The following is a 24,019-nucleotide window of genomic DNA, read 5'->3' as shown; positions in this document are numbered from 1 at the left end:
AGAAAGGGACTAGCTGGGGGAAAACAAAGTGAATCTTCTGGGGCTGGTCAACCATCATTTCCCCCGAAGTTCAGAGCTAAACGCGAGCCTTTCGAGCACTCCACGAGGAATAATTCCACCGAGAGCAGCGACGACACACATGAAGTTTGGCCGACCAACACGTAGGGTTTCTACAGCGATACGAAATGTATCGTACCAGTTCCGTGAATGTAGGCAGAAACGAAGCACGTGCGAGAAGATAAAGCTCGCGTATAGTTGCCCTGGCCAGTCATCTCTATACCGCTGCACCCACTCGTAGGATGGTGTCCATTCTGGACGTGCGGAGATGGAGGAGGGACTTCCTACGTTGTAGACAGTGGTCGGCTCCTCGATCTGGAGGACCGTCACACCGGGGACACGTGCAACCCTTATCAGCCACTCCCAATCTTGGTGGCGACGGAGCGTCTCGTCCCACGTAACCGACTCGGAGACACTTCTCGTAGTCAGAAGTGTGGAGGTCGGCATCAGCGGCCTGCCGACACCGATAGACCGCCGATTGAATAGAAAATGCTCAGGACTTTCTGCGGATGAGATCAGGCGTCGCGGGCTGGGAACAGACAACCGTCCCTGACTGGCGTAGCGCTGTCGAACTCGAGATGACACGACCGGCTGCTGTCCGCTTCGCTCAATTTCTTTCGCGGCTGCGATTTGCAAAACAAGTTTTTCCGAAACCCACTCGTCGTCATCGTCGAGAAATGCAACATACTCGCCTGTCGCCGCTCGCACTCCGAGGTTGCGAGCGTACGAACCGCCTCTTGCGCCGCCCGTACAAAGGGTTGTGACTCGCGGTCCACTCAAACTCTGTACGGAGAAAGGCACATCTTCCAAGTCACACACGATTATCACCTCCACCTCGACGTCGACCTGGTCGAGTGCAGAGTTCACGGCAGCAGGCAATGAGCGTCGGCCAACCGTCGGAATGATCACGCTAACATGAGTCATGCCCCCTCCATCGAATCGCCGTTAACCCCGCGCGAGAAATCAACCATAGACCTGCAGAGTTCTAACAGTTGTTCCGATGAGGTTGGCCAACTTGTGCGATCATGGAAATCCTGAACCGCACCTAAGCTAAACCGCTCGTACTCAACCTCGTCCGTGACAACTTTGCGGATCGCTTCGGCGAAAACGGACGGGGGACTCTCAACGGGTACGAGAATTCCGCCCCGGTCGATGCGCTCGGGAACACCACCGGTGTCCGTCGAGATTACTGGCATCCCAAATGCGGCTGCCTCTGCAACGACTAGGCAGAAAGGATCGTTACGTGTAGGTAGTAGAAAGATATCACGTGTAGCATAAAGGTTGCTTAGGACTGCGGCATCGTCTTCGTCCTCTTTCGACAGAAATCCCCAATATCGCACGTAAGGCCGTTCCCAGGTCGAGTCGGGCGGCCGGACGCCAACCACGTCTAGTCGTACATCAAGCCCAGAACGCTTCAAAGCGTCTACTGCCAGAACGGCTGTATCGATTCCCTTCCGGTGCCATTTGACGCCAACGGTTAGAATACGCAATGTAGCGCCGTTCCAGCGCCGACTCGACAAACCGGGGTCTGTGATGTTGGCACCGAACGGAATTCTTTTTACTTTCTCGGGAGAGATTCCGTATCGCTCCTGGACATCAACAACCGCCCAATGTGAAGCCATGACAACGGCATCGAGTCGACCAAAAGCCTGTCGCTCGAATGATTCTGCTCGGTCTCTGGTTCTTCTGGACAAATTCGACCAGTGAGGAGCCTTATCCAAGCGCTGCCCGATCGTTGCATCGCCCCAATAGAGTACGGGCAGTTCTTCCTTCAACCGGCAATATGGAATCCAGCCCATAGCGACGAGCACGTCACAGTTTGCGGACTTCGCGCTCGCTACGGCGGTTCGCGTCAAATTCGCGACATATTTGCGCTCGACTTCCCAATTGACCTTGAGATTGAATCTCGCCGTTAGATTTGAAAGGTTGTTGGCGACAAAGTACCCGGTTCGGCGCTTCGGGTGGATCTCAATCACATCGGTCCCCCGTGCGCGGAGATGCCGGAGAAGATGAGCGGGCGTTCCCGACCAAGTCATAACGTCCGATGGCGGACCAGAGGCCGTTGATATTCCTATTCGCATTAGGACAGGACCCTTGCCGAGTGTTGGAGTGCATTTGTTTCTCGTCTTCTGGAATTTAGAAGTAGAAGCCAAAGAATTGCCGCGAGCATGCCATCTGTGATGAGGCTCGAATAAACTGCTCCCCAATAGCCATAGGAAGTAATCAACGGGATATTGATAGCAACGTTGATCACAGCCATGGAAATTTGCGTGACGCTGCGCTGAACCTGGTAGCCGGCGCCGCTGAGTGCGTCCGCAGCAAAGTAGTGGAACGCCTTCAGCAGAAGCAGAACGCTCAAGGCGCGGAGCACATCGACGGAATTTATATATCCCTCCCCGAGAACGAGAGGAACCACGTCGGCGAAGAGTAAAAGACCAACGCAGGACAGTGCACAATACAATAAACTGGGACGTAAGACCTTACCCGCGAACCTCATTGCGCCTTCTGCCCCTGTAGCGCCATGCTGGAAGAACCGGGGAAAGGAGGCAGATAGGAGCGCACGCACCGGAGTAAATGCCATATCTATGACGCGGTACGCGGCTGTGTACACGCCTACGGCATCCAGGGTGGAGAATCTAGCTAGCATTGCTTTGTCAACGTCGTTATAGATGGATTGTGAAGCTAGCCCAACTGCAAACAGAAGACCATCTTTGTATTCACTTCGATAACGGTTGAAATCCGGTCGCGAGAAAGAGTACTGTCGGCGAGTATAGAGGACAATCACAGCCACGATCATCCCTGTGACGGACACGTACACGACTGACCAGGCTTCTAGCGTGAAAAACCCAAAGACGAATAGGGCCACCGCCCCGAGCAGCCTGGCACCGAACATGAGGAGCTGGAAAACGGCGGATGCCGTCATCCGCAGGCTAGAAGCAAACAGGCCGTAACAGAGCTCGGCCACTCGAATCCCAAGAATGTCTCCCAGCGCAACCAAAACGATGGGAGTCAGCCCAACGGATGCAGGAAGCAGCATCGGACCGACTACTGCTATCGCACACACACAAAGAGACGAAGCAGCAATAGTCACACATAAAGCCGTTGAAATTTGTTCAGAAGCCGAAGATGGATCTCGAACAACATTGCGGATTACGAGACTCATCGTGCCTAATGAAGCAAAAGGCGAGAGAATCGCTGCGAGTGCTACAACTGCTGAAAACGCACCAAACCCATCGACATCAAGAGCTCGGGCTACGATCACGAAGTAAGCACCTTGAAGGCCGGTCTTGGCAAGTTGGCCAGCGAAGCTAGCCAACGTGTTGCGGCCAAGCCGGGATTTGATTTTATTTCGCATCGAGGCGTTCATCAAGGCCCGTGCGGTCCCCGAACCGGCGGAGACGCTCGCGGAGCAGGAGTGGGTTGAGAGCGACGATCCATGTTGATCGTGTCGGCCCTTGTATCGATCGCGTCCGACGACCGAGTCGAACGCACTGCGGAGGTGCTGGGGAAGCGAGCGGGTGCAACTACGCTTGGTGCCAAGTGGCTTTCCTCCTCGTTCAATGAAGAGTAGTAACCGTACTTGTTGTATGCGGACCGCGAGAGACCCTTGCTCATCGTGAGCACAGTGCCAAGCAGGCGCCCTGAAACACTGCTGATGCGGTCGCAAGCTTCCCGAGTATCAACTTTCCTTGTTCGGTCGGTCCGGCAAAGTAGGATTGTTCCGTCAACGAAATTCGTAAGGGCGAGGGTGTCTGGCACTGGCAGCACTGGCGCCGTGTCAACGACCACATAGTCGTAACTTCGCCTAGCCTCTCGGAGCAGGTTACTCATTGAGGCCGATGCAAGTATCTCGCTTGGGTTCGCTGGCACCTCGCCGCTAGCTAAAACATCAAGATTGGTAATCCGAGAGGGTTGGACAGCTTCAGCGAGATCGACGCGATTGCTGAGCACTGTAGTCAGACCTACACGTGGCTCTATCGATAGTCGATTAGCAAGCGCTGGTCGTCGTAAGTCGGCGTCTACCAAGAGCACCTTTGAACCTGCTGCGGCAAGAGCGGCGCCAAGCAGGCAGGAAGTGGTCGTTTTCCCTTCTCCCGGAAGAGAGCTGGTTACAGCTATTGTGGTCGCTGGATCGTCGACGTTCGAGAAGGTTAGGTTTGTCCGTAGAGATTTATAGTCGTCAGCGGCTGATCCTCGAAGTGCCACCGACAAGTCGAGGGTCGCTGCCTCCGCCGCGCTGTTGGCTCCGATTGTTGCGAGGACAGGGGCGTTAGCCGCTTTCCGGAGGTCCTCGCGATTCTTCACCCGCGTGTCTAGAACATTGACTAGGAGAGCAACTCCACAGCCTAGTAACAGGCCTCCAACCAAGCCTGCAGCCACTAAGCTGAGCGGACTCGTTCCTGACGGCTCAAGGGGCGCACCGACTGGCGCTACCTGCCGAACTGCAATCGCAGCTGGCAAACGAGGGTCAGCGGGCCTTTCGAGTTCGTTGATAACCTGAGGGAGGATTTGTCCAACTGCATTCGCAATGTTTGCTGCGTCTTGTGGATCATCCCAGGTCACGGACACGTCAAGCAATACAGAATCTACCTTATTACTTGCACTGATTTGCTTTGCGAGCAGATCAGGAGTGACGGGTAGTTGCAGCTCATTGATGACTTGCTGAAGTACTCGCGGACTCGTAGCTAGTTCCACATAGGACGTAATACGCTGCTCTGATAACAGGCTGCCTTGGTACGCGGCCTGAGCACTGTTTGTGTCGCTCTGCGCCGCTACGTACAGAGTGGTGACCGCCGTAAATTTTGGAGCACGCAGAATCGAGTAAGCAACTGCTCCTAGCGTTACGACAAGCAGAACAGCTAGGATCCAAGTCCAGCGATCCTTTAAAACCCGCCCGTACTCATTTAATGTCAAGACGATCCCCGCAGAATGCTTTCGCGTACTGACTTTCCACTGACATCTAGCGGCCCCGAGCGAAGATTACCTCCCCGAAGGTCCTGAGGATAACCTTCGCGTCCAGCCAAAGCGACCAGTTCTCGATGTAGTAGTTATCGAATCGCGCGCGATCGCTGATAGGGGTGTCGCCGCGGAGCCCGCTCACCTGCGCCAGGCCCGTTAATCCCGCCCGAACACGGTGGCGATGAGCATAACGGTCCACCTCAATCGAGAACTTGTCGACGAAGTGCGGACGCTCCGGTCGCGGGCCGACAAGCGTCATATCCCCACGCAGAATGCTCCAAAGCTGCGGCAATTCGTCCAGAGAGGACCGACGGAGTACCTTCCCGACTGGCCCCACACGTTTGTCATTTGCAATGTTCCACTGCGTAGCTGATTCGGAGAAGGTCGCCGGCTTCATCGAGCGAAACTTGAGGCATGAGAAGAGCTGACCATCACGCCCGACTCGGTCTTGCCGGAAGAGCACACCAGGCCCTCCTTCGAGGCGCACGGCCAGCGCACACATCGCCATGATCGGTGCCAGGACAAGGAGCGCCAGACCGCTAATCACGACATCGAAGGCACGCTTGACAGCCCAAGAGGGACCCTCGAGGGAGGGGTTCCTGATGCGCATGACAGGGACGGACCCAATGTGGTCGACATGACCAACCTGCGTGTGGAACTGCGGGAGCCTCGGGATGACGAGGAGATCGCAGTCCTCGCACTCGGGGCTGCGCACGATGTCGAGGAGCTCGGTCTCGGCGAGGTTGCCGTCTGCGACAAGCAGAACGTCGGCACCGGTGGCCGGAACGAGCAACTCAAGGTCTTGGACCTCGCCCAGATGACCGATGACTCGTCCGGCCTCGGCGCCGTCGCCGTCGTCGTCGACAAAGCCGAGCGGCACGAGCCCGTACTGGGGGTAGCGGTTGAGGAGCGTTGCCATCTCGGCCGCCCGCACGCCTCCACCGACAATGATGGTCTTGTGCGCCACGATGCGGCGGCGGCGAGCAGTGAGGATCAGCGTCGTCGTGAGGAACCGCCCCGCGAGGACTAGCCCGATGGTGCCCAGCAGCAATCCTAGGAAGGGACCAACCTCTGCGGTCTGGTTCACGAGCGCGAAGAGGGTCGCGACCACGGCGGCGGCCGTGAGCAGGCGCCCCAAGAGCGTCGGAATCTCGTCGAGGACGCTCAGGTGCAGACGTGCGCGGTAACGACCGGCGCCGAAGAGCAGAGCGATCGAGACGGCCGCCATGAGGACGATGGCCTTGAAGTGCTCGGGCGCCCAGAGGAGCGGCAGGAGCAGCATCACCGCATCGACCGGAGGAACGATCATCCAGGCTGCGATGCCGCGCGCTGAGCCGATCCCGAGGATCGGCCGGCTCGTCACATAGACGGTCTGGGCGAGGGACGGCGTGTCGAGGCGCTCCGCGCCAGAGCGATCCCGCTGCGCGGGTGCTCCCTGCGTAGGCGCCTGAGACGACGCCGTCGCCTCAAGTTCCTGCTGCTGTGTCACTTCCGGTGACCCCCCCTGATCACGGACGGTGCAAGAGCGTACATGGGTCGGCGATCACTGCCCACCCGGGTCGCCCGTTCGCTGCCGGCCCCTGTTCGTGTGCCCCTCACCCGGCTATCGCTCCAGACCGCTCGCCCTGTTACTCGGTTCAGATACTTTGCGCGGCGTTTCCGGCCGACACGCCCAGCACCTCTGACGCGAGTTGCCCCGATCAGACCTGTTTGGGTCTGTACCAAGGCGGATGATCGCCACGGAGCGTGGTGTCCCCCGACGGCCAGACTCTCCGGCCCTGGCCTTTCGTTGACCTTTCCGCCGTGTCACGGTCGAGTGAACGCGTGTCGTCCCACGAGCGTTCGGTGACTGAGCGGAGCCGATCGGGCGTGGACGCTGGAGGGGTCGGGGGTCGAGCCCGACTCGGGCCGCGGGCTCTCGGCGTGATGAGGATCAGGCGCGGCGGCCTCGGCCTGTGTCGGGCTGCTGGCGGAAGAGGGCGACGGCCTCGAGCTGGGAGCTGACCTCGAGCTTGGTGAGAATCGACCGGATCTGGGTGCGGACGGTCGGCATGCTGACGACGAGGCGCTCCGCTACGGCCGCCGCGCGGCGGCCCTCGGCGAGGAGCTCGAGCACCTCACGCTCGCGGCGGCTCAATCGGGCGAGCCGACGGGAGAGTTCTCGTTCGCGCGCCAGGTAGTGGCGGTGGAGGTCGACCCACTCCCGGCGTTCGGCCTCCGTCATCAAGGGCACGCCGCGGGCTGCCGGGAGCAGCACGTCGAAGGAGCTCGACTTGGGCACCGAGCCGATGGCTCCACCGGCTATGGCCCCTGCGGTTCCCGGCTCGTCGACGCTTCCGCTGACCACGAGCACCGCCCAGCCCCGCTCCCGGAGGCGCCCGACGAGGTCGGCGCCGTGGCGGTAGGTCCCCTCGGCGTCCTGTCCGAGGTCGAGATCGAGCACGACCAGCCCGGTGTCGGCGTCGGCGTCGCCGAGGAACCGGCCCACGTCCGAGACGGACACGGCGAACGTGTGCAGTCCCTCGCCGCGCAGTGCCATGATGAGGGCGGTGCTGAAGAGCTCGTGATCGTCGATCACGGCGATGGGATAGGGAGGGCCGGCCTCGGTCGCGCCGCTCGCCGTCGTCACGACGCCGGGAGGACCAGGCGCACCTCGCAGCCCGGCACCTGGTGTCGGGTCGCGCTGACCTCGATGGCGGCGTCCTCCGCGGCGAGCAGGGTCTGGCAGAGGTGCAGACCGAGCCCCAGCCCGCCCGCGCTCGCGTCGTGGACACCCCGCTCGAGCACGGCCCGCTCCTGCCCGGGCGGGATCCCGGGCCCGAAGTCGCGGACGCGGATCTCCGCCGAGCCGTCGCGGGTGACGGCCGTGATGCGGACCGGGCTGCCCGGAGCGTGCCGAGCGGCGTTCGAGAGCAGGTTGGTGACGACCTGGGCGAGGGTGCGGGGCGATCCGACGGCATGGAGGTCGGGCTCCACGTCGGCCCGGACGTCCAGTCCCGCGCTGCGCCGCAGCATCACCAGGCCCTCGAGCGCGGGGGCCACCGCGTAGCGGCCCCGCGCGTCCGGCGAATCGTCGCCCGTGTGCCCCTGGGGGAGGTCGTCGAGACGGCGGAGCTCGTCGGCGACCACGTGGCTCAGCCGGGCTCGCCTCGGCGGCCGCCACCCATGACGGCGGCCGCCGAGGCGAGCCCGGCGAGGCCGTTGCGGAGGTCGTGGTCGCGGGCCTCGGCCCGGGCCAATTGCTGCTCCGCGCGGCGCAGCTCCTCCTCCTGGGACGCCTGCTCGTCGTCGAGCACGAACAGGGCCCGGCGGGCCAGCCCGAGACTTCCCCACAGCACGACGACCACGGCGACGAGACCCGCGCCGGAGAAGAGCGGGCTCAGCGCGGCGAGCGACGGCGGCATGAAGGCCCCGCCGGCCTCGGCCACCCCGAGCAGGACGAGGCCTGCCGCCAGCGCACCGAGCGCGGGGTGCGGGAGGCGACGGCTCGCGTCACGACGCCCAGGGCGCCGACGACCCAGGCCCCGCCCGCAGGCCGGTGAATCATCGTCAGAGTGACGAAAGCGGAGAGTGTGCGGCAGAACGCAGACCTGCGCGCAGGGCCGACCGCTGACTTCGAGACGACCCTGAGGGTGATCGTCGGCTCCGTTCGCGGACCGGCCGGGTGAGCGCGGTCCGGGACCGTCCCGGATCGTCCCGGAGGTGATCTCCGACGGCGATGACCTGCATGGATGGGTTCCGTCGCGAGGGCCGCTCGGGGGGCGTCCTCGCGACAACCCGCCCCTCGTCCCGAGCCGGGCGGAGCTCCTCGGCCGGCGCGGCCGGCCCTCATCGGATGGAACGGATCATGAACAGGCACGTGCTCCCCCGAAGGCTCGTGGGCCTCCTCGTGGGCCTCACGCTCCTCCTCGGCTCGGCGATCGGATCGGCGCTCCTCGCCCCCTACGCCACCGCCGCCACCCCCACGAGCTCGACGCCGGCGACCGGCTTCGCCGTGCACGGCCCCACCGGCGGATACTGGATCGCCGCGGCCGACGGTGGGGTGTTCAGCTTCGGTAACGCGCCGTTCTACGGCTCGATGGGCGGCAAGACCCTGTCTGCACCGATCGTGGCGATGGCAGCGACCCCCGACGGCGGCGGCTACTGGCTCACCGGCAAGGACGGCGGCATCTTCGCCTTCGGCAACGCCGGCTTCTTCGGGTCGATGGGCGGGAAGGCGCTCTCGGCACCCGTCGTCGGGATCGCGTCGTCGCCCACCGGCAAGGGATACTGGCTCGTCGGCGCCGACGGCGGCGTCTTCGCCTTCGGCGACGCGAAGTTCGCGGGCTCCATGGCGGGCAAGGCGCTCAACCAGCCCGTGGTGGGCATCGCCGGGACCCCGGACGGCGCCGGCTACTGGCTCACCGCCGGGGACGGCGGGGTCTTCGCCTTCGGCAGCGCCGGGTTCGCGGGCGGGATGAACGGCACGACGCTCAACTCCCCGATCACCGGGATCGCCGCGTCGCCGTCGGGCAAGGGTTACCTGCTCGGCGCGTCGGACGGAGGGGTGTTCGCTTTCGGCGACGCGACCTTCCGTGGGTCGATGGCCGACCAGCCGCTCAACGCGGGCGTCTTCACCATCGCCGCGACCAAGGCCGGGTACTTCCTCGCCGGCGGAGACGGTGGGGTGTTCGCCTTCGGTGACGCCAAGTACAGCGGCCGGATCTCCTACACCCCGCCGCCGCCTCCGGCCCCGACCGCGAGCGACCAGCGGGGCAAGATCGTGCAGCTCGCGCAGTCGCAGCTGGGCGTGAAGGAGACTGGGAACAACTGCAACCCCTACGGGCCGTGCGTCCAGTGGTGCGCGCTGTTCGCCACGTGGGTCTGGCAGAAGGCGGGCGTCGACATCCCGCGGTACCCCGGCGCCGTGAGCATCTGGAACTGGGGCAAGGGCAAGGGACTCGCGCACTCCGGTCTCGCCGGTGTGCGTCCCGGTGACGCCGTCCTCTACGGCAGCACGTCGAGCACCTCGCACGTCGACCTCGTGGTGGCGGTGAACAGTGACGGGTCGGTCCGCACGATCGGCGGCAACGTCAGCGACGCGGTCACCGCGCGATCGAGCCAGAAGTCGGGCATCTACGGCTACGTGAGCCCCGCGGCCGGCTGACCCCGAGGCACGACCGCCGGGCACCGCCCCTCGTGGGTCGGTGCCCGGGCGGCGTCAGCGGTAGACGCGCAGGGCGTCCACCGTGATGCGCCACCGCTCCTCGGGCCCGGAATAGGCGTTGAAGCGGAACGACCGCAACGGCGTGGCCAGCGGCGCCTGTCCCATGACCTGGCCGCGCATGAGGAAGGTCAGCGTGCCGTCGTTCTGTACGACGCGGAACGGCACGACCTCGTCGCCGCTCAGGAACTCGAACGGACGGGTGGGCGGTGGTGGGTCGTAGTCGTCATAACTACGACACGACGGGCGGCTGCAGATCAGGGCTCCCGCCACCTCCGTGGGCGGCGTGCTGGGCGTGGGACCGAAGACGAGCTTGTGGGTCCGGCCGTCCTGCTCGGTCAGCACCAGGCTCCCGCCGCCCGCCCCCGGCACCCGCGCATCCCGGATGCTCACGGTGAAATCGATCTCGCGGAAGTCCTGTGGAGAGCGGGGCTCGAGGTCGACGTCGATCTCACGCGGGTCGGCGTCGGTGGCCCCGACGAGATTGAGGACCCGATCGGCGGCGAACATGTGTGCAGGCTCGGACGGCGGCCGCCAGAGGACACCGGACAGCTCGTCGAAGTCCTCCCGCAGGAAGGGCTCTTCGACCGTGGACGGGAGCGGGGAGCCGAGCTGGGGAGCGGCACCGCTCCCCGCGGTCCGCACGACCAGCGTGACACCGATCAGCACAACGACCAGCCCGACACCCGCTGCGACGAGCGGCCAGCGACGACGGCCCGGGTGCCGGGCATTGTCCTCGTCGGACGGTTGCGCGGGCGCGGCCGGCGCCCCGCCTTCGCCGTCGGGCCATCGTGCTTCCTCTGCCTCAGGCACCGGTTCGGGGTCCGATGGTGCGGACGCCGGTGGCGTTGCCTGCGTGCGGGCCCGCTCGAGCGCCCGGATCCAGGAGCCGAGCTCGTCGACCGGAACGCGGTGGGCGAGCAGGAAACCGAGGTAGGGCCCCTCGCTCTTCTGCGGCAGGCTCCCGTTGCGCCAGGCATAGACCGTCGCGCGGCGATGCTCCTCGACCACGAAGTGCCGCTGCTGAGCCTCCCGTGTCACCCGGAGGGACTCCTCACGCGACAGCGGCCCCCGACCCATGAGTGATCGGATGGCGGCGCCGAACGTCTCACGGTCGCGGATCTCGTCGGGAGAGACCAACGCAAGCTCCTGGCGGCTCGAGCCGGGCAGGGGCGACGGCACGGACCACGCCCCCCTGGTCGGGTGACGATCTTGCCGTACGACGACGCTCCGGAACAGCGGGCATCCGTGGGTCCCCGATCGTGTCGCGTTCCGTCCAGGACCGTCCAGGACCGTCCAGGACCGCTCCACCGACGGTGACCGCGCTGGCAGAAAGTGCTGGCGCGAGGGCATCGGGGGGCGCCCTCGCGACGCCGCCCGCGCCGTTCGGTCGGGCTCCACCGCCGGCGCGGGGACCGGCTCTCCCGGATCGGAATCTCACGACCATGACCAGGCAGGCGCTCTCTCGCCGGCTTCTGAGCCTCCTCGCGGGGCTGGCCCTTCTCCTCGTCCCGCTCGGCACCTCCCTCGCCCTCGCACCGACGGCCTCGGCCGCACCCGGCATCGTCGTCGACCTCCTGACGGTGCCGACGTCGGCGCAGCCGGGACAGTCGGTCGGCGCGTCGGCGCGGGTCCGGTCGACCAGCGGCACGGTGAACGTCCAGGCCGTGACGATCGCTGTCCGGAACACCTCGGGAGCCCAGTTCGACTTCCCCGGCGCCACCAGCGCCGCCGTCCCGACGACGGGCTACACCTTCACCGCAGGCTCCCGCACCTTCGCGGCCGGGACCTATGACGCATTCGTCGCCGTCCAGATCTCCGGCACCTGGTACAACCTCGATCCGCATCGATCCTTCACGGTGGGCGGGGCGTCGTCCGGGGTCGTCGTGGACAGCCTGACGCTGCCGACCGCCGCGCCCGGGCAGAGCGTGACCGCCTCCGCCAAGCTCCACGCCACCAGCACCACCGTCGCCGTCCAGGCCGTCACCATCGCCGCACGCAACGGCTCCGGCGCGGCCTTCGACTTCCCCGGGGCGAAGTCCGCCTCCATCCCGACGTCGGGCTACACCTTCACCTCGGCCGCCCGCACCTTCGACGCCGGGTCCTACGACGTGTTCGTCGCGGTCCAGGTGAACGGCACGTGGTTCAACCTCGACCCCCACCGGATCCTCACGACCACCGCCTCGAACCCGGTCACCTTCTCGCAGGAGTTCAACGGCAACGCCGGCGGGAACGCCAACTCCGGTCTGGGCAGGACCGTCTGGTTCACCGACCCCTGCTGGAAGAACGCCGACAGCTGCAACAACACCACCGTGCAGTACCGCGACGACCACGCCGTCCAGGACGGCAGCAACCTCGTCATCACCGCCGACACCAAGCCGGACACCAGCCAGAAGTGCGGACCGAACGTCTGCACCCACGCGAGCGCACGGTTGACGATGCGCGACTGGTCGAAGCAGGGGGCTCCGACGTTCGAGCAGGCGGGTGGCCACTGGGAGGCCCGGATGCAGCTCCCGCTGGGCCAGGGCCTGTGGCCGGCGTTCTGGACGATCGGCAACCCGAGCACGGGTCAGGAATGGCCCACCATCGGCGAGATCGACATCATGGAGAACATCGGCACGAAGGACGCCGCCAACGTCGTCCACCAGACCATCCACTACGGCTCGCCGGATGTGAACTGGGGGACCTCGGCGACCGTGCCCTCCGGCGACGTGTCCGGCTGGCACACCTACGCGATCGACTGGGACAACAGCACGAACGGCCACATCACGTGGTCGATCGACGACCAGCCGGTGCGCACCATCACGGCCGCCCAGGCCAACGCGAAGCAGGCCGGTCTCTGGAGCGCGATCCAGAGCCACCCGCAGAGCATCATCGTCGACCTCGCCGTCGGTGGCTGGGCCGGCCCGCCGCCGTCCGGAGCCATGTCGAAGCAGATGAAGGTCGACTACATCCGCGTCTACAAGAACGCGATGAGGTGACGGTCGCGCGCTGACCACGAGAAGACGGGCACGTCGAGGCGGTCGGCACCAGGCCGCCCCGACGTGCGCCTCTTCGGGGTGGAGAGAGGTGACACCCCTCGGTCCACTCTCGGCAAGGCTCCGTACCCTTCGGCCCGCAGCGGCGGCGAGCGATCGCCGCGGCACTCGGACACCGATGGGGGTAGAAGTGGTCGCTGCCAGGGAGACGACGATCCAGGAACTGCTACAGGCCTCGATCCAGTACCAGATTCCGCTGTACCAGCGGACGTACTCCTGGACGGACGCTCAGTTGGACCGCCTGTGGAAGGACATCGTCAAGGTCGCGATCGATCGGCTCAAGGATGCCAAGGCGGATCACTTCATCGGCTCCCTCGTGCTGGCTCCGAGTCCGAGCAACGGCCCGACGGGAGTGCAGGAATTCCTGGTCGTCGACGGGCAGCAGCGTCTGACGACCCTCTCGGTGCTGCTCTGCGCCGTCCGCGACCACCGGGGTGCTCACGAGTCACCCGAGCACGCGGAGCGGATCTCCGACCACTTCCTCGTCAACAAGTGGGCGAAGAAGCACGAACAGAAGGCCAAGCTGGCGCCGACGCAGGCGGACCGCCCGTCCTACGAAGCGATCCTCTACTCCACCCCGAACGCCGGCGGCGTGGACCGGATCGGCAGCGCCTTCCGCTTCTTCCAGGGGAAGTTGCTCAATCTCGCGGCGGAAGCCCCCGAACTCTCGGCCGAGGACGTCGAGGAGGCCCTCACCTCCGGTCTCGCGCTGGTGTCGGTCACCGCGCAACCCGGCGACAATGCCCACCGCATCTTCGAGTCACTGAACAACACCGGTCTGAAGCTCACGCAGGGCGACCTGCTGCGGAACTACGTCTTCATGCGGATGCCGGACCGCGGCCCGTCGGTCTACACGAGCCTCTGGAAGCCCCTCCAGGACTCGCTGAGCCCGGACGACCTCGAGTTGCTGTTCTGGCTCGACCTCGTCCAGATCGATCCCCGCATCAAGCAGAGCGACACCTACTCACGCCAGCAGGCCCGGCTCGACGGTCTGAAGACCGAGGAGGCCATCGAGGCCGAGGTGACGCGATGGTCCGTGCTCGGCACCCTGCTCAGGACGATGCTCGACCCGACGTCGGAACCCCATCCCGACGTCAGGCAGCGGCTCGCCCGCCTGAACGAGTGGGGCACGACGACTGTGCGGCCCCTCCAGCTGCACCTGCTCTCGCAGCGCGACGCGGGCACGGCGACCTCCGACGAGGTGGCCCGTGCGCTCCTCACCATCGAGAGCTTTCTGGTCCGCCGGCTCCTGGTCGGCCGGGCGACGGCCGGTCTCAACCGGATCCTCCTCGACGCCGCGAAGGAGATGGACCAGGACGCCGCCGTGGACGTCGCGGTGCTCGAGTACCTGTCGACGGGGAGGAAGCACTTCGCGACGGACGAGGACCTCCGCGCCGGACTCCCCGCCATCCCCTTCTATCTCCACGGCCGACCGCGGCAGAAGTTCCTGGTGCTGGCCTGGATCGAGGAGACGTACGGGAGCAAGGAGCCGGTCGACACCGCCAAGCTCACGATCGAGCACGTCCTCCCGCAGACGCTGACACCGGCGTGGAGCGCCGAACTCGCCCGCGACGAGGGGCACGACGACGAGTCGATCGGGCAGCTCCACCAGAGCCTCGTCCACACCCTCGGCAACCTGACGCTGACCGGCTACAACGCCACTCTGAGCAACAACCCGTTCCCCGCGAAGCGACAGTTGCTCGCGCAGAGCGGCGTGCGGATGAACCAGGACATCGCGAAGCACGAGACCTGGGGACGCGAGGAGATCACCCAGCGCTCGCTCGCCCTCGCGGACCTGGTCGCGGCGACCTGGCCCGGACCCTCCTCCACCCCCGCGCCGGGGCCCTCCGACGACGGCGTCCGGTGGGACCTGCTCAATGAAGCGCTGGCGCATGTCCCCGCGGGTCACTGGACGACCTACGGCGATCTCGCGGCCCTGCTCGGCGTCATCGCGCGGGTCGTCGGGACGCGCCTCGCCACCGTGGCCACCCCGAACCCTCACCGGGTCCTCCGCGCCGGCGGCATGGTCTCCCCCGACTTCGTCTGGCTCGACCCGTCGAACGATGCGTCACCACGCACGATGCTGGAGGCCGAGGGGGTCACGTTCGACGACAAGGGTCGCGCGGCGGGCAACCGGCACATCGACTCCGCCATGCTCGCCGAGCTCATCGAGCACGCGACTGTCGACGTCGACTGAGGGGAACGAGGTCCTGCGTGGGCCTCCCACGCCGTCAGTGTCGGCCTCAGCCGACCCAACCCGACGTCAGATCCTCGTCCTCCAGCGTCCGGCCCGCCTTCGCGACCAGGAGGTGGTCCGCCGAGATCGTGTAGGTGACGCCGTTGTTCGTGGCCGTGAACCCGTCGGCGGAACGTGTGGCGGGCAGCGTGATCGTGAGATTGGTGCGGTCGTCGGCGCCGTAGTAGTAGAGCGTCCCGGACGCACCCGAGCACACGGCGATGTGGATGCGCTGGTTCGACGCGACGAGCAGCCCGCTCCCGACCGTCTCCGGCAACGTCGCCGACGCCTCCGTCGGGCAGACGACACCGGTCCGGGTCGTGGTGGCCGACGAGGGAGCGGCCGAGGACGTGGTCGGCGGTGATGAGCTCGACGGGCGGAGCAGGACGAAGGCCACGACGGCGAGCGCGCGAGCGCGACGGCGATCGAGCCGACCAGCACGGCCGTCCGCGGCCCGCCGCCGGACGGCTCCGTCCTCGGTTCCCCGATCTGCGGGCCCGCCGTCGGGAACGGGGTGGATCGACCCGTCGTCGGAAAGGTCGCCGCGGGACCGGAGGGGAAGGACCGCGGACCTGCGGGCGGGAGAGAAGCGAGCGGCGATCCGCATTGGACGCAGAACGACGAGCGACGGTCGTCGGACGCCCCGCAGGCCGCGCAACACGGAGCGCGCTCGGGCGCGGCGTCATCGGTGCGGCCGCTGGACGGAGTTGCCGTCCGGACCCCCGGTGTGCGTCAGCCGCACCGCGTAGCAGTGGTCGGCGTCGAGTCCCTGCGAGTCGCACCAGGCGTTGGCGGCCGCAGCGGTCGGCATCGGCTGGCCCACCACGGTCGCCCAGAAGTTCCGGCCCCGGTAGTTCGCGAAGTCGCCGGTCCAGAGGAGGCGCGCGCTCGGATAGGTCGCCTGGAGGGAGCGGTACTCGGCGAGGATGTCGGACTCGTCCCAGGTCTTCCCCTCAGCAACGAGCCCCGGTCGCTTGGACGACAGCTGCGGGATCCACGAACCGACCATCCCCTCGACCGTCGAGGAGTCCTGCGCGGCGAGGGCCTGCAGCTGCGCGGCCGGGTCGGCCGGCAGCTCGGTAGAGGGCGCGGCCGCGGCGGACACCGCCGAGGAGGCCTCTGACCCGGCTGCGGTCCCGGCCGTGCCGGAGGCGACCGGTGCGGAGGTCGAGCCCGAGCGTGACATGACGACCAGGATGACGACGACGATCGCCACCACTGCGACGACGGCCGTGATGATGGCGCCGGCGCCGAACCCTCCGGTTGCCGCGGCGACCCCGGGGGTCGACGGCGTGGCCTCCTGCAGCGTCCGGCGCTGCGGCGACGGCGCGAACCCGGGCCACTCCTGCGTGGGCCGGGCAGGCGCCGGGGCGGCCGTCGTCGGGAAGGGCGTACCGGGCCCGGGAGCGGCGGGGAACGGCGACGATGCGGCCGGACCGCTCGGGAAGCGTCCCGCAGGCGGCCCGGCCGGGAACGCACCGGGTGGCGGGCCGGCCGGGAAGCTGCCGGACGACGGGCCGGTCGGGAAGCTGCCCGACGGCGGCCTGGGAGGCGCGGCCATCGCAGATGGTGGGGCGGCACGGGTGACCGGAGGTGGGCTCGGGGCCGCAGCGGGGAGGGCCGAGCCGCATCGCGTGCAGAATCTCCGACCGGCCTGTGCTGTCTCTCCGCAGGTCCGACAGCTCATCCCTGTCGCGTCGCTCGCCATTCCCGTCTCCCCCCGAGGAACGAACCGCACGGTCCGCTCGGGGTGCTCATCGCCGGACGAGCGCCGGACGTGACACCGGCCGCTAACGAATAGACCGTCCGGCCCGACGGGCTGACCGACCCGATCCCCGAGCGTGCGGAGGCCCTGTGACCACTCCCCCGGCCAACGGCCCCTTCGGCGCGGCGGTCGCGTCTGCGCTCCGCGGCCGGTTCGAGGGCGTCTACGTCAACCCCGTCGGCGTGATCATCGTGCCGTTCGGCACCACGCACGTGGCCGTGACGTCGGAGCCGGTCGGCGACCTCACGCTGGTCACGATGCGCGCGCCGATCCTCCAGGACCTCGCCGAGGGTCCCGCGCTGTTCCGGCACGTCGCCCTAGAGGCGACCATGTTCAAGCTCGGCTCCCTCTACCTCTATGCCGAGGGCGACGGCTTCGACCTCGACTTCGAGACCCGGACGTTCGACCATTGGGTGCCGCCGGAAGACGTGCCGGACATCCTGCCGATCGTCGGGAACACCGCGCAGGAACAGGCCGCCGACCTGCAGCCCCGCTTCGGCGGGCGGGTGCCGTACCCCTCGGGCGCGGCGAAGCGCCGCCTGTTCGCCGAGGAGGCGCTGCGGCGGAACTCGGCGGTCTCCGACGTCCTCGACCGTGCCCTCACCGACGCGCACAGCAACCGCACCGCGATCATGGGCGCGGCCGAAGGAGCCTGGTTGAGCCCGTCGAACGACGTGCTGGGCAGCGTCGTGTTCGCGATGACCCACGACCGCCTGTGGCTCGCCGGCTGGTCGCCGCGCGACAGCCGACCCCAGGTATGGCGCTACGCCTACTCCGAGATCGCCGACGACCAGGTCCGGCGGGACGGTGGGGCGACCGACTACCTGGCCCGGCTCCGCGACGGTCGGTGGCTCGGCGTCCGCATGATCGAGGCCGCGGCGGCCGAGGCGATGGTCGACGTACGGGCAGATCCCCGCACCTACCTCTGAGCCCGAATCCCATCCCCGAGCTCGGGGATGGGACCGCCACGCCCTTCCTCCTAGCGTTCCTTCCCGACGGCGGGTCCGGGCCTCCGCGTTACGCGGCGGACGGGTTCCGTAGACCGGTTCCTCCGGTTCCGGGGAACCGTTCTCGCCCGTAGACCAAAAGGCCTGCCCGCCGGATCACGGGTCGGTCACGCTCGCCGTCGATCGACCATTCACCCCGGGAGGAATTCATGGCGACCTGTCGCGTCTGCAACGGGCACCGCGTCTGCGCGATCTGTCACGGCAGCGGCAAGCACGGCGGTGTCATCTCGTCGAGCTGTAGCTCCTGCCGCGGCAAGGGCCACTGCGCGGCCTGCGACGGCAAGGGATGGCGGAACTGACATGGCCACCTGGACCGATGTGCGGAACTACCTGCACGGCAACTACCGCGTCGACACCGACAACGGTGACTTCGTGAAGATGCTCTTCCACTTCCAGGACGGGCGCAGTCAGTTCATCTACGTGCGCTATGCAGAGAACAACGGGGGCGCGGGCTTCGCGACCGTCGAGTCGCCGATCGGCGAGCTCCGCAAGGTCGACCTGGTCGTCCTGCTCCGTGAGGTCGAGAAGCTCGTGTGCGGCGGCCTGTCCCTGGTCGGCGGGATGGTGACCCTCCGCCACGCCGTCCCGCTCGAGGACATGAGCGTGGAGGAGTTCGAGTACCCGCTGCACGCCATCGCGGGATCGGCCGACGAACTCGAGCGCCGCGTCAGCTTCGTCGACGCGCACTGACGAGCACGACGACGAAGGCCCCGCGTCCACCCGGGCGCGGGGCCTTCGTCGTGCTTCGCGGGCTCAGCCGCTGACCATGGGGTTGCCGAAGGTGCAGGGGTACGGGCTCGCCCCGCCACCGGATCCGGTCTGACTCACGACCAACCTCAGCCGTGTGCCGCCACTGACGTCGACGTTGGTCAAGGTGATGGGCGCGTTGCGCCTGGCGCTCCGGAGGGGGACCACCGGCCGATCGTCGAGCAGCACCTGCACGCTGCAGGTCGCCGGCACGGCGCCGGACTCCTTGAGCTCGCTGTACTCGTCGGCCACACCGAAGACCGTGCTGAACGACCGGTACTGCCGGTTGAGCAGGTAGTCGATGGCGTAGGAGTCGCTGGTGATGGGGCTGCTGACATTGATGCTCAGCGGGTAGAACTGGCCGCTGATGCCGTAGCCCTGCTTGGTCAGGTTGTACGAGGAGCTGTTCTCCTCCACCTGCGCGAGGTAGAGCGGCGGCACCCCGCTCGCAGCCGGTGCGGCCGTCGGCGCTGCGGGGGCGACGGTGGGCGCGGCCGGCGTCGGAGCCGCAGCAACAGTCGTGGTCGGTGCCGCCGTCGGCGCGGTCCCGGTCATCGACTGGATGGTCGGCATGAGCTTCCACGTCACGATGCCGCCCCCGATCATCGCGAGGACGACCAGCGCGGCGAGACCGCCGAGGATGCGTCCCCACCGCCGACGCCGCGGTGGTGCGGCGCCCTGTGGTGCGGCTGCCGCCGTCGCGCGGTGCAGCGACTCCTGACGCAACGCGTTGGTCGGGGCGTCATCGGCGTCGGACGAGGTGGTCCGAGGTGCGGTCGACGGCGGGCCGGTCCGGCCGTACCGCGGGGGTGGCGGGTTGGAGACCGCGGGCCCGACCGTGGCCACCTGTGCCTGGGGGCGCGCCGGAACCGGGAGCGCCGAGGTCAACGGCAGGTTCGCGTGACCCGCGATGTCCGCAGCCCGCGTCGAGACGTCGGCCGCGGTGGGCCGGACCGTCGGGTCCTTGGCCGTCATCCCGACGATGAGCTCGGCCATCCCCCGCGGCAGGTCGCGGCGGGTGAAGGCCGGGAGCGACTCGGACTCGATGCGACGCATGACGCTGACGGCAGACACGTCGTCAGCGGTCCGGAAGGGCGGTCGGCCCTCGAGGAGCTGGAAGAGCGTCGTGGCGAGGGAGTACACGTCGCCGCGGTCGGTGGGCCGGTCGCCGCGGAGGATCTCCGGCGGCACGTGGTCGAGCGTGTAACCGCCGATGCGCGAGCCCTGGCTCTCGAGCGCGATCCGCGCGATCCCGAAGTCGGACAGAGCAGGCTGCCCGTACGCACTGATCAGCACGTTGCCCGGCTTGACGTCGCAGTGCAGCACCCCGCGGTGGTGCGCCGCGGTCAGGGCCGCGCCGATCGTGTGCAGCAGCGAGAGCGCCTGCGACGGATCGATCGGGCGCTCGACCTGGGCGAGCGAGCCTCCCTGGTACAGGTCCATCGCGAGCCACGGGCGTCCCGCGTGCATCCCGGCGTCGATGATCGACACGATGTGCGGGTGGCCGGCGAGCTCCCCCATCGCCGCGCGCTCGCGCCCGAAGCGTCGCAGGACCTCAGGTCCCACCGCGTCGAGGTCGAGAATCTTGAGCGCGATCGTGCGTCCGGTGGACACCTGCCGTGCCTCGTACACCGTGCCCGACCCGCCGCGCCCCAGGAGCCGCCCGACGACGAATCCCGGCGGCATCGCCTGCGGCGCGTCCGGCGCCCCCAGCGCAGTGGTCACGTTCGTTCTCCCCCCGCCCACGACGGCGCGTCCCGCACCGTCGTGTCGTCATCGCCGCGAGGACGCCGGATGTTGCACCTCCGGAATCCGGTCCGGAGGAGCCCGCCATCCCCGGGCTCGGGGATGGCTGAACTGACCTTCGTGCACCGAAGGTGCTAACGCCCGGACCCGACAGGGCGATCGGATAGCCGACCGCACGGGGGATGCGGTGCGGACGAGGGGGACGAGATGGAGCGGTGTCGAGAGTGCGGGCGGGGCCCGGCCCTGGGTCAGTGGTGCAGCGAGTGCCGCCACCGGGCCCGGGTGCAGGGTGGACAGGCCGGCACCGTGCTCGGCATCGGCACGGAGAGCGCCCGCGCCAAGGCCGTCCCCGGTCCGCTGTGGGCCGTCATCGGCACCTTCGCCGGCTCGGCCGTGTTGACGTTGCTCGTCGCCGTCGTGCAGGGAGCCGGGCTCTTCCTCCTCCTGCCACCCATGCTGATCGCGGTCGGCCTCGGCCTGCTCGCCCACCGGCTCTACCGCGGTAGCCGCGTCGCCCGGGCCCTCGCGGTCGTCACCGCCGTCGGTCTGCTCGCCCTCGCGATGGGCTTCGCGACCACGGCGGGCTGGGTGCTCATCGCACTGGCGTGCGTGGCCGCCGCCGGCACGCTGGTCCTCAGCCCGTCGGCCCGGGCCTTCTTCACCGGTCCCTTCGGGCACACCGGCAGCGGACCGGTGTCGGTCGCGCTGGTGCGGATCGTCGCCGGGGTGCTCGGATCGATCGCTGCCCTGATCGGACTGTCCATGCTCGTCGGCGGGACCGTCGCGCTCGGCTCGAGCGCCGCCTCCTCCGGCGGTTCTTCGGCGACGATGCTGGTCGGTGGGCTGTTCGGGGCCTTCGGCGGCGCGATGATCGCGCTGGCCGTGCCGACCCTCGGGATCGCGGCCTTCTGGTTCTGGACGGTCCGGGCCCTGGGCTCGGGGAATCGCGGTGCGCGGTTGGCCGTGTCGGTCGTCGCGGGCATCGACGCGTTCCTCCTGCTCATCTCCGCCGCGGGCTCGGGCAGCGCGGGTGCCCTGCTGGTGGGGCTCGTGGTGCACGCGGCGGTCGTCGCACCGCTGTGGGTGCCGACCGACGCCCGTCTCCACTTCGGCGACGTCCCCCTCCCCGCCGTGGACGAGTGGCACCGGAAGGCGATCGCCCTGGTCCCCGCCACCGGGACACCTGTCCCGAGGCAGTCGGCTCCCGCGGCCCCACCGTTCTCGCCTCCGGCAGCACCGTGGGGGCCTGCCCCGGGTGCACCGTCCTCGTTCTCGTCGGCGGCCTGGGGCGCACCCCTGTCGAACGCGCGGCCCATGACACCCGGCCCGCGGTCGGGCCCGCTGCCGGCTCCGGACACCCGCCGACAGGCGGCTCCGGAGGACACGGTCGCGGCCGCCCCGGCCTCCGACGATCCCATCACCGCACCGATCGCACTCGGGCGGCACACCCGCCGCGACGGCCAGCCGGCCTGATCGATGTCGGCCTGCCCGCGGTGCCGGGTCGTCGCCGCACCGGGAGACGGCTGGTGCGGCCAGTGCGGTCTCCGCCCGTCGGAGCGCGTCCCCGCTGCTCCTCATCCGGCTCCGGCCGGGCTTCCTCCGGGCGCGGTCCTTCCTACTCCGACCCCGCTGCATCGACCCGGGGCCATCACCGCCGCGCGGGTCCTGATCGTGCTCGGGGGCATCGGAGACGCTGCGTGGGCGCTCGGCGGCTTCGCGTTCGCCTTCGTCGGGTCGCGCTTCGGGGACGCCATCTCCCGCGCGGGCGACGACGACGGCGCCGGGGCGACGATCACCGCCCTGTCGCGGTGGCTGGTGCTCTTCTCGGTGTTGCTGCTCGTGAGCGCCGCCGTCGGCATCTGGGCCTTCCGCGGCATCGGAGCCGGACGACGGTCGGTCCGTTCGACGCTCACGACGCTGCACGTGCTGGACCTCGCGGGCGCGGTCGCCCTGGCCGGTGCCTTCGGTCTCGACGCCATCGGCCTGGTCGTGGTCGCCCTGCCGGCCAAGGCGGTCCTCCTGGTCCTGCTCTGGGGGCCGGAGGGGTCCCGGCGCTGGTTCGCGGACCCGTCGTCGGGAATCGCCCCAAGCTCCGGGCTCGACGCGCCCACCGTGCGGCTCGCACTCGCCCGCGGGTCCTCACGATCCGCGTCGCCACCCCCGAGCTCGGGGATGGGTCGGCGCGTCCGGTCTTCCTAACGTTCCTTCTCGACGGCGGAATGGCATTGGGCCTTCCGCCCCTCGAGAATCGGGATTCTCCGTGTCCTCAGAATTCGCCGGTCGATGCGGTGTGCGCGGGTCCTGTCGCCGCCGGCTCGCCGCCCTCGTGGCCACCGTTCTCGTCCTCGTCGGCGGGCCGCTCCTGTTCCTCACCGCCACCTCGCAGACGGCACCGGCGCAGGCCGCACCCGCCGACGCCGTGAACCGGGCCGTCAGGTGGGCGCAGAGCCAGGCCGGCTCGCGGGCCTATGACGGGCTGTGCCTGAAGTTCGTCTACGACGCCTACCGGCTCGGGGCCGGCACCGACACCCGCGGCGGGATGTCCACCAATGGCAACACCACCGCCGTCGACTTCTGGAACCACTTCCCGCAGTTCCAGCACCGAGGTGATGCCAACCCGCCGCGTGGAGCGTTCGTCTTCTGGGGCCCGACCCGCTGGAACGGCGCGGGCCACGTCGCACTGTCGCTGGGCAACCGACAGGTCATCTCGAGCTACGAGCGCACGGTCCCTGGGGTGCACACCTTCGGCCTCGCGGACCGCGCCGGCGCATACAACTATCTCGGCTGGATGATGCCGCCCGGGATCGCGGCCTCCACCCCGCCGCCGCCCACTCCTCCGGTGTCGAACCAGCCGGTCTTCACGGTCATGAACACCTCGGAGACCCCGCCGGACGGCGTCTGGTTCCGCGACAACCCCGCCGCCTCCGGGCCGCGCCTGGGCGGCTACGGCGTCTACCAGAACGACCGGGTCCAGCTCCGCTGCTACGGCTGGGGCGAATCGATCGGTCGGTTCGGGAACCGACTCTGGTACTACAGCGCGAATCTCACCCGCCCGAACGCTCCAGGCCGACCGAACGTCGGCTGGCTGAACGCCCACTTCGTCGACGACCGCCAGAACGCCAACGCGGTCGTCCCGGGCGTCCCAGCCTGCTGACCGACCGCGTTACGCGGCGGACGAGTCCCGTAGACCGGCCTGCGACGGCGGCCGTAACCCGTCGTCGCAGGTCGGAACCCCCATAGACCGGAATCACTGGTCTTCGG

At 67.8% G+C, this 24,019-nt stretch carries 20 protein-coding genes; 8 read left to right on the top strand and 12 right to left on the bottom strand.

Features of this window, described 5'->3' with window-relative positions; all coding sequences use genetic code 11:
- Positions 1–54: 54 nt before the first annotated feature.
- From QSK00_RS30400 to QSK00_RS06520, 8 genes are all read right to left on the bottom strand, one after another.
- Positions 55–981 (bottom strand): glycosyltransferase family 2 protein, encoded by a 927-nt coding sequence (locus QSK00_RS30400; RefSeq protein ID WP_352231097.1) that lies wholly within the window; start codon positions 979–981, stop codon positions 55–57.
- Positions 978–2,033, bottom strand: coding sequence for a glycosyltransferase family 4 protein (locus QSK00_RS06545; RefSeq protein ID WP_285588799.1), 1,056 nt, complete (start codon positions 2,031–2,033; stop codon positions 978–980). Before QSK00_RS06545 ends, QSK00_RS30400 begins: the two co-directional genes overlap by 4 nt.
- 104 nt (positions 2,034–2,137) lie before the next feature.
- Positions 2,138–3,424 (bottom strand): oligosaccharide flippase family protein, encoded by a 1,287-nt coding sequence (locus QSK00_RS06540; RefSeq protein ID WP_285588796.1) that lies wholly within the window; start codon positions 3,422–3,424, stop codon positions 2,138–2,140.
- Positions 3,424–4,971, bottom strand: coding sequence for a tyrosine-protein kinase domain-containing protein (locus tag QSK00_RS30395; RefSeq protein WP_352231096.1), 1,548 nt, complete (start codon positions 4,969–4,971; stop codon positions 3,424–3,426). The genes QSK00_RS06540 and QSK00_RS30395 overlap by 1 nt, the downstream gene beginning before the upstream one ends.
- Positions 4,972–5,017: 46 nt before the next feature.
- Positions 5,018–6,505 (bottom strand): sugar transferase, encoded by a 1,488-nt coding sequence (locus QSK00_RS06535; RefSeq protein ID WP_285588794.1) that lies wholly within the window; start codon positions 6,503–6,505, stop codon positions 5,018–5,020.
- A gap of 444 nt (positions 6,506–6,949) precedes the next feature.
- A complete protein-coding gene (locus QSK00_RS06530; protein WP_285588792.1) occupies positions 6,950–7,594 on the bottom strand; it encodes a LuxR C-terminal-related transcriptional regulator in 645 nt (214 codons plus the stop codon).
- A 47-nt stretch (positions 7,595–7,641) separates the two neighbouring features.
- The gene (locus QSK00_RS06525; protein WP_285588790.1) at positions 7,642–8,145 is read right to left on the bottom strand and encodes a sensor histidine kinase; all 504 of its coding nucleotides are present in this window, start codon (positions 8,143–8,145) and stop codon (positions 7,642–7,644) included.
- A 5-nt stretch (positions 8,146–8,150) separates the two neighbouring features.
- Positions 8,151–8,444 carry a hypothetical protein gene (locus QSK00_RS06520; protein WP_285588788.1) on the bottom strand — a complete coding sequence of 98 codons (294 nt, stop codon included), beginning with the start codon at positions 8,442–8,444 and terminating at the stop codon, positions 8,151–8,153.
- A gap of 431 nt (positions 8,445–8,875) precedes the next feature.
- Here QSK00_RS06520 and QSK00_RS06515 point away from each other — a divergent pair, with 431 nt between their 5' ends.
- Complete coding sequence (locus QSK00_RS06515; RefSeq protein WP_285588786.1) at positions 8,876–10,162, top strand: CHAP domain-containing protein; 1,287 nt, start codon at positions 8,876–8,878, stop codon at positions 10,160–10,162.
- A 54-nt stretch (positions 10,163–10,216) separates the two neighbouring features.
- Here the strand turns inward: QSK00_RS06515 and QSK00_RS06510 are convergent, their stop codons facing one another.
- A complete protein-coding gene (locus tag QSK00_RS06510) occupies positions 10,217–11,401 on the bottom strand; it encodes a hypothetical protein (RefSeq protein WP_285588784.1) in 1,185 nt (394 codons plus the stop codon).
- Between the two features lie 263 nt (positions 11,402–11,664).
- On the opposite strand from QSK00_RS06510, the gene QSK00_RS06505 reads away from it, so the two are divergent.
- Together QSK00_RS06505 and QSK00_RS06500 are read left to right on the top strand one after the other, a co-directional pair.
- Positions 11,665–13,200, top strand: coding sequence for a glycoside hydrolase family 16 protein (locus QSK00_RS06505; protein ID WP_285588782.1), 1,536 nt, complete (start codon positions 11,665–11,667; stop codon positions 13,198–13,200).
- Between the two features lie 175 nt (positions 13,201–13,375).
- Entirely contained in the window at positions 13,376–15,454 is a 2,079-nt protein-coding gene (locus QSK00_RS06500; RefSeq protein WP_285588780.1) for a GmrSD restriction endonuclease domain-containing protein, read from the top strand.
- A gap of 46 nt (positions 15,455–15,500) precedes the next feature.
- Here the strand turns inward: QSK00_RS06500 and QSK00_RS06495 are convergent, their stop codons facing one another.
- Together QSK00_RS06495 and QSK00_RS06490 are read right to left on the bottom strand one after the other, a co-directional pair.
- Entirely contained in the window at positions 15,501–15,890 is a 390-nt protein-coding gene (locus QSK00_RS06495; RefSeq protein WP_285588778.1) for a hypothetical protein, read from the bottom strand.
- 285 nt (positions 15,891–16,175) lie between these two features.
- Positions 16,176–17,054 carry a hypothetical protein gene (locus QSK00_RS06490; protein ID WP_285588776.1) on the bottom strand — a complete coding sequence of 293 codons (879 nt, stop codon included), beginning with the start codon at positions 17,052–17,054 and terminating at the stop codon, positions 16,176–16,178.
- A gap of 293 nt (positions 17,055–17,347) precedes the next feature.
- Between QSK00_RS06490 and QSK00_RS06485 the strand changes: the two genes are divergently transcribed.
- Positions 17,348–18,187, top strand: a complete 840-nt coding sequence (locus tag QSK00_RS06485) for a hypothetical protein (protein WP_285588773.1) — start codon at positions 17,348–17,350, stop codon at positions 18,185–18,187.
- Positions 18,188–18,565: 378 nt separating this feature from the next.
- The gene (locus QSK00_RS06480) at positions 18,566–18,955 is read left to right on the top strand and encodes a type III secretion system chaperone family protein (RefSeq protein ID WP_285588771.1); all 390 of its coding nucleotides are present in this window, start codon (positions 18,566–18,568) and stop codon (positions 18,953–18,955) included.
- A 63-nt stretch (positions 18,956–19,018) separates the two neighbouring features.
- On the opposite strand, the gene QSK00_RS06475 is transcribed toward QSK00_RS06480, so the two are convergent.
- Positions 19,019–20,737, bottom strand: coding sequence for a protein kinase domain-containing protein (locus tag QSK00_RS06475; RefSeq protein ID WP_285588769.1), 1,719 nt, complete (start codon positions 20,735–20,737; stop codon positions 19,019–19,021).
- Positions 20,738–21,040: 303 nt separating this feature from the next.
- Between QSK00_RS06475 and QSK00_RS06470 the strand changes: the two genes are divergently transcribed.
- The 3 genes from QSK00_RS06470 (at position 21,041) to QSK00_RS06460 (ending at position 23,912) form a co-directional block, all read left to right on the top strand.
- The gene (locus tag QSK00_RS06470) at positions 21,041–22,231 is read left to right on the top strand and encodes a hypothetical protein (protein WP_285588767.1); all 1,191 of its coding nucleotides are present in this window, start codon (positions 21,041–21,043) and stop codon (positions 22,229–22,231) included.
- 198 nt (positions 22,232–22,429) lie between these two features.
- Complete coding sequence (locus QSK00_RS06465) at positions 22,430–22,957, top strand: hypothetical protein (RefSeq protein WP_285588765.1); 528 nt, start codon at positions 22,430–22,432, stop codon at positions 22,955–22,957.
- Positions 22,958–23,048: 91 nt separating this feature from the next.
- Entirely contained in the window at positions 23,049–23,912 is an 864-nt protein-coding gene (locus tag QSK00_RS06460; RefSeq protein ID WP_285588763.1) for a hypothetical protein, read from the top strand.
- Positions 23,913–24,019: the final 107 nt, after the last annotated feature.

The organism is Actinomycetospora sp. NBRC 106378 (assembly GCF_030269685.1).
Lineage (GTDB): Bacteria > Actinomycetota > Actinomycetes > Mycobacteriales > Pseudonocardiaceae > Actinomycetospora.
This window is presented reverse-complemented; position numbering and strand designations above follow the sequence as displayed.

What these genes read in the sequence shown, in the direction of transcription:
- QSK00_RS30400 (WP_352231097.1), bottom strand. Translation starts at nt 981, where the DNA reads ATGACTCATGTTAGCGTGATCATTCCGACGGTTGGCCGACGCTCATTG.
- QSK00_RS06540 (WP_285588796.1), bottom strand. Translation starts at nt 3,424, where the DNA reads ATGAACGCCTCGATGCGAAATAAAATCAAATCCCGGCTTGGCCGCAAC.
- QSK00_RS06505 (WP_285588782.1), top strand. Translation starts at nt 11,665, where the DNA reads ATGACCAGGCAGGCGCTCTCTCGCCGGCTTCTGAGCCTCCTCGCGGGG.
- QSK00_RS06500 (WP_285588780.1), top strand. Translation starts at nt 13,376, where the DNA reads ATGGGGGTAGAAGTGGTCGCTGCCAGGGAGACGACGATCCAGGAACTG.
- QSK00_RS06490 (WP_285588776.1), bottom strand. Translation starts at nt 17,054, where the DNA reads ATGGCCGCGCCTCCCAGGCCGCCGTCGGGCAGCTTCCCGACCGGCCCG.
- QSK00_RS06480 (WP_285588771.1), top strand. Translation starts at nt 18,566, where the DNA reads ATGGCCACCTGGACCGATGTGCGGAACTACCTGCACGGCAACTACCGC.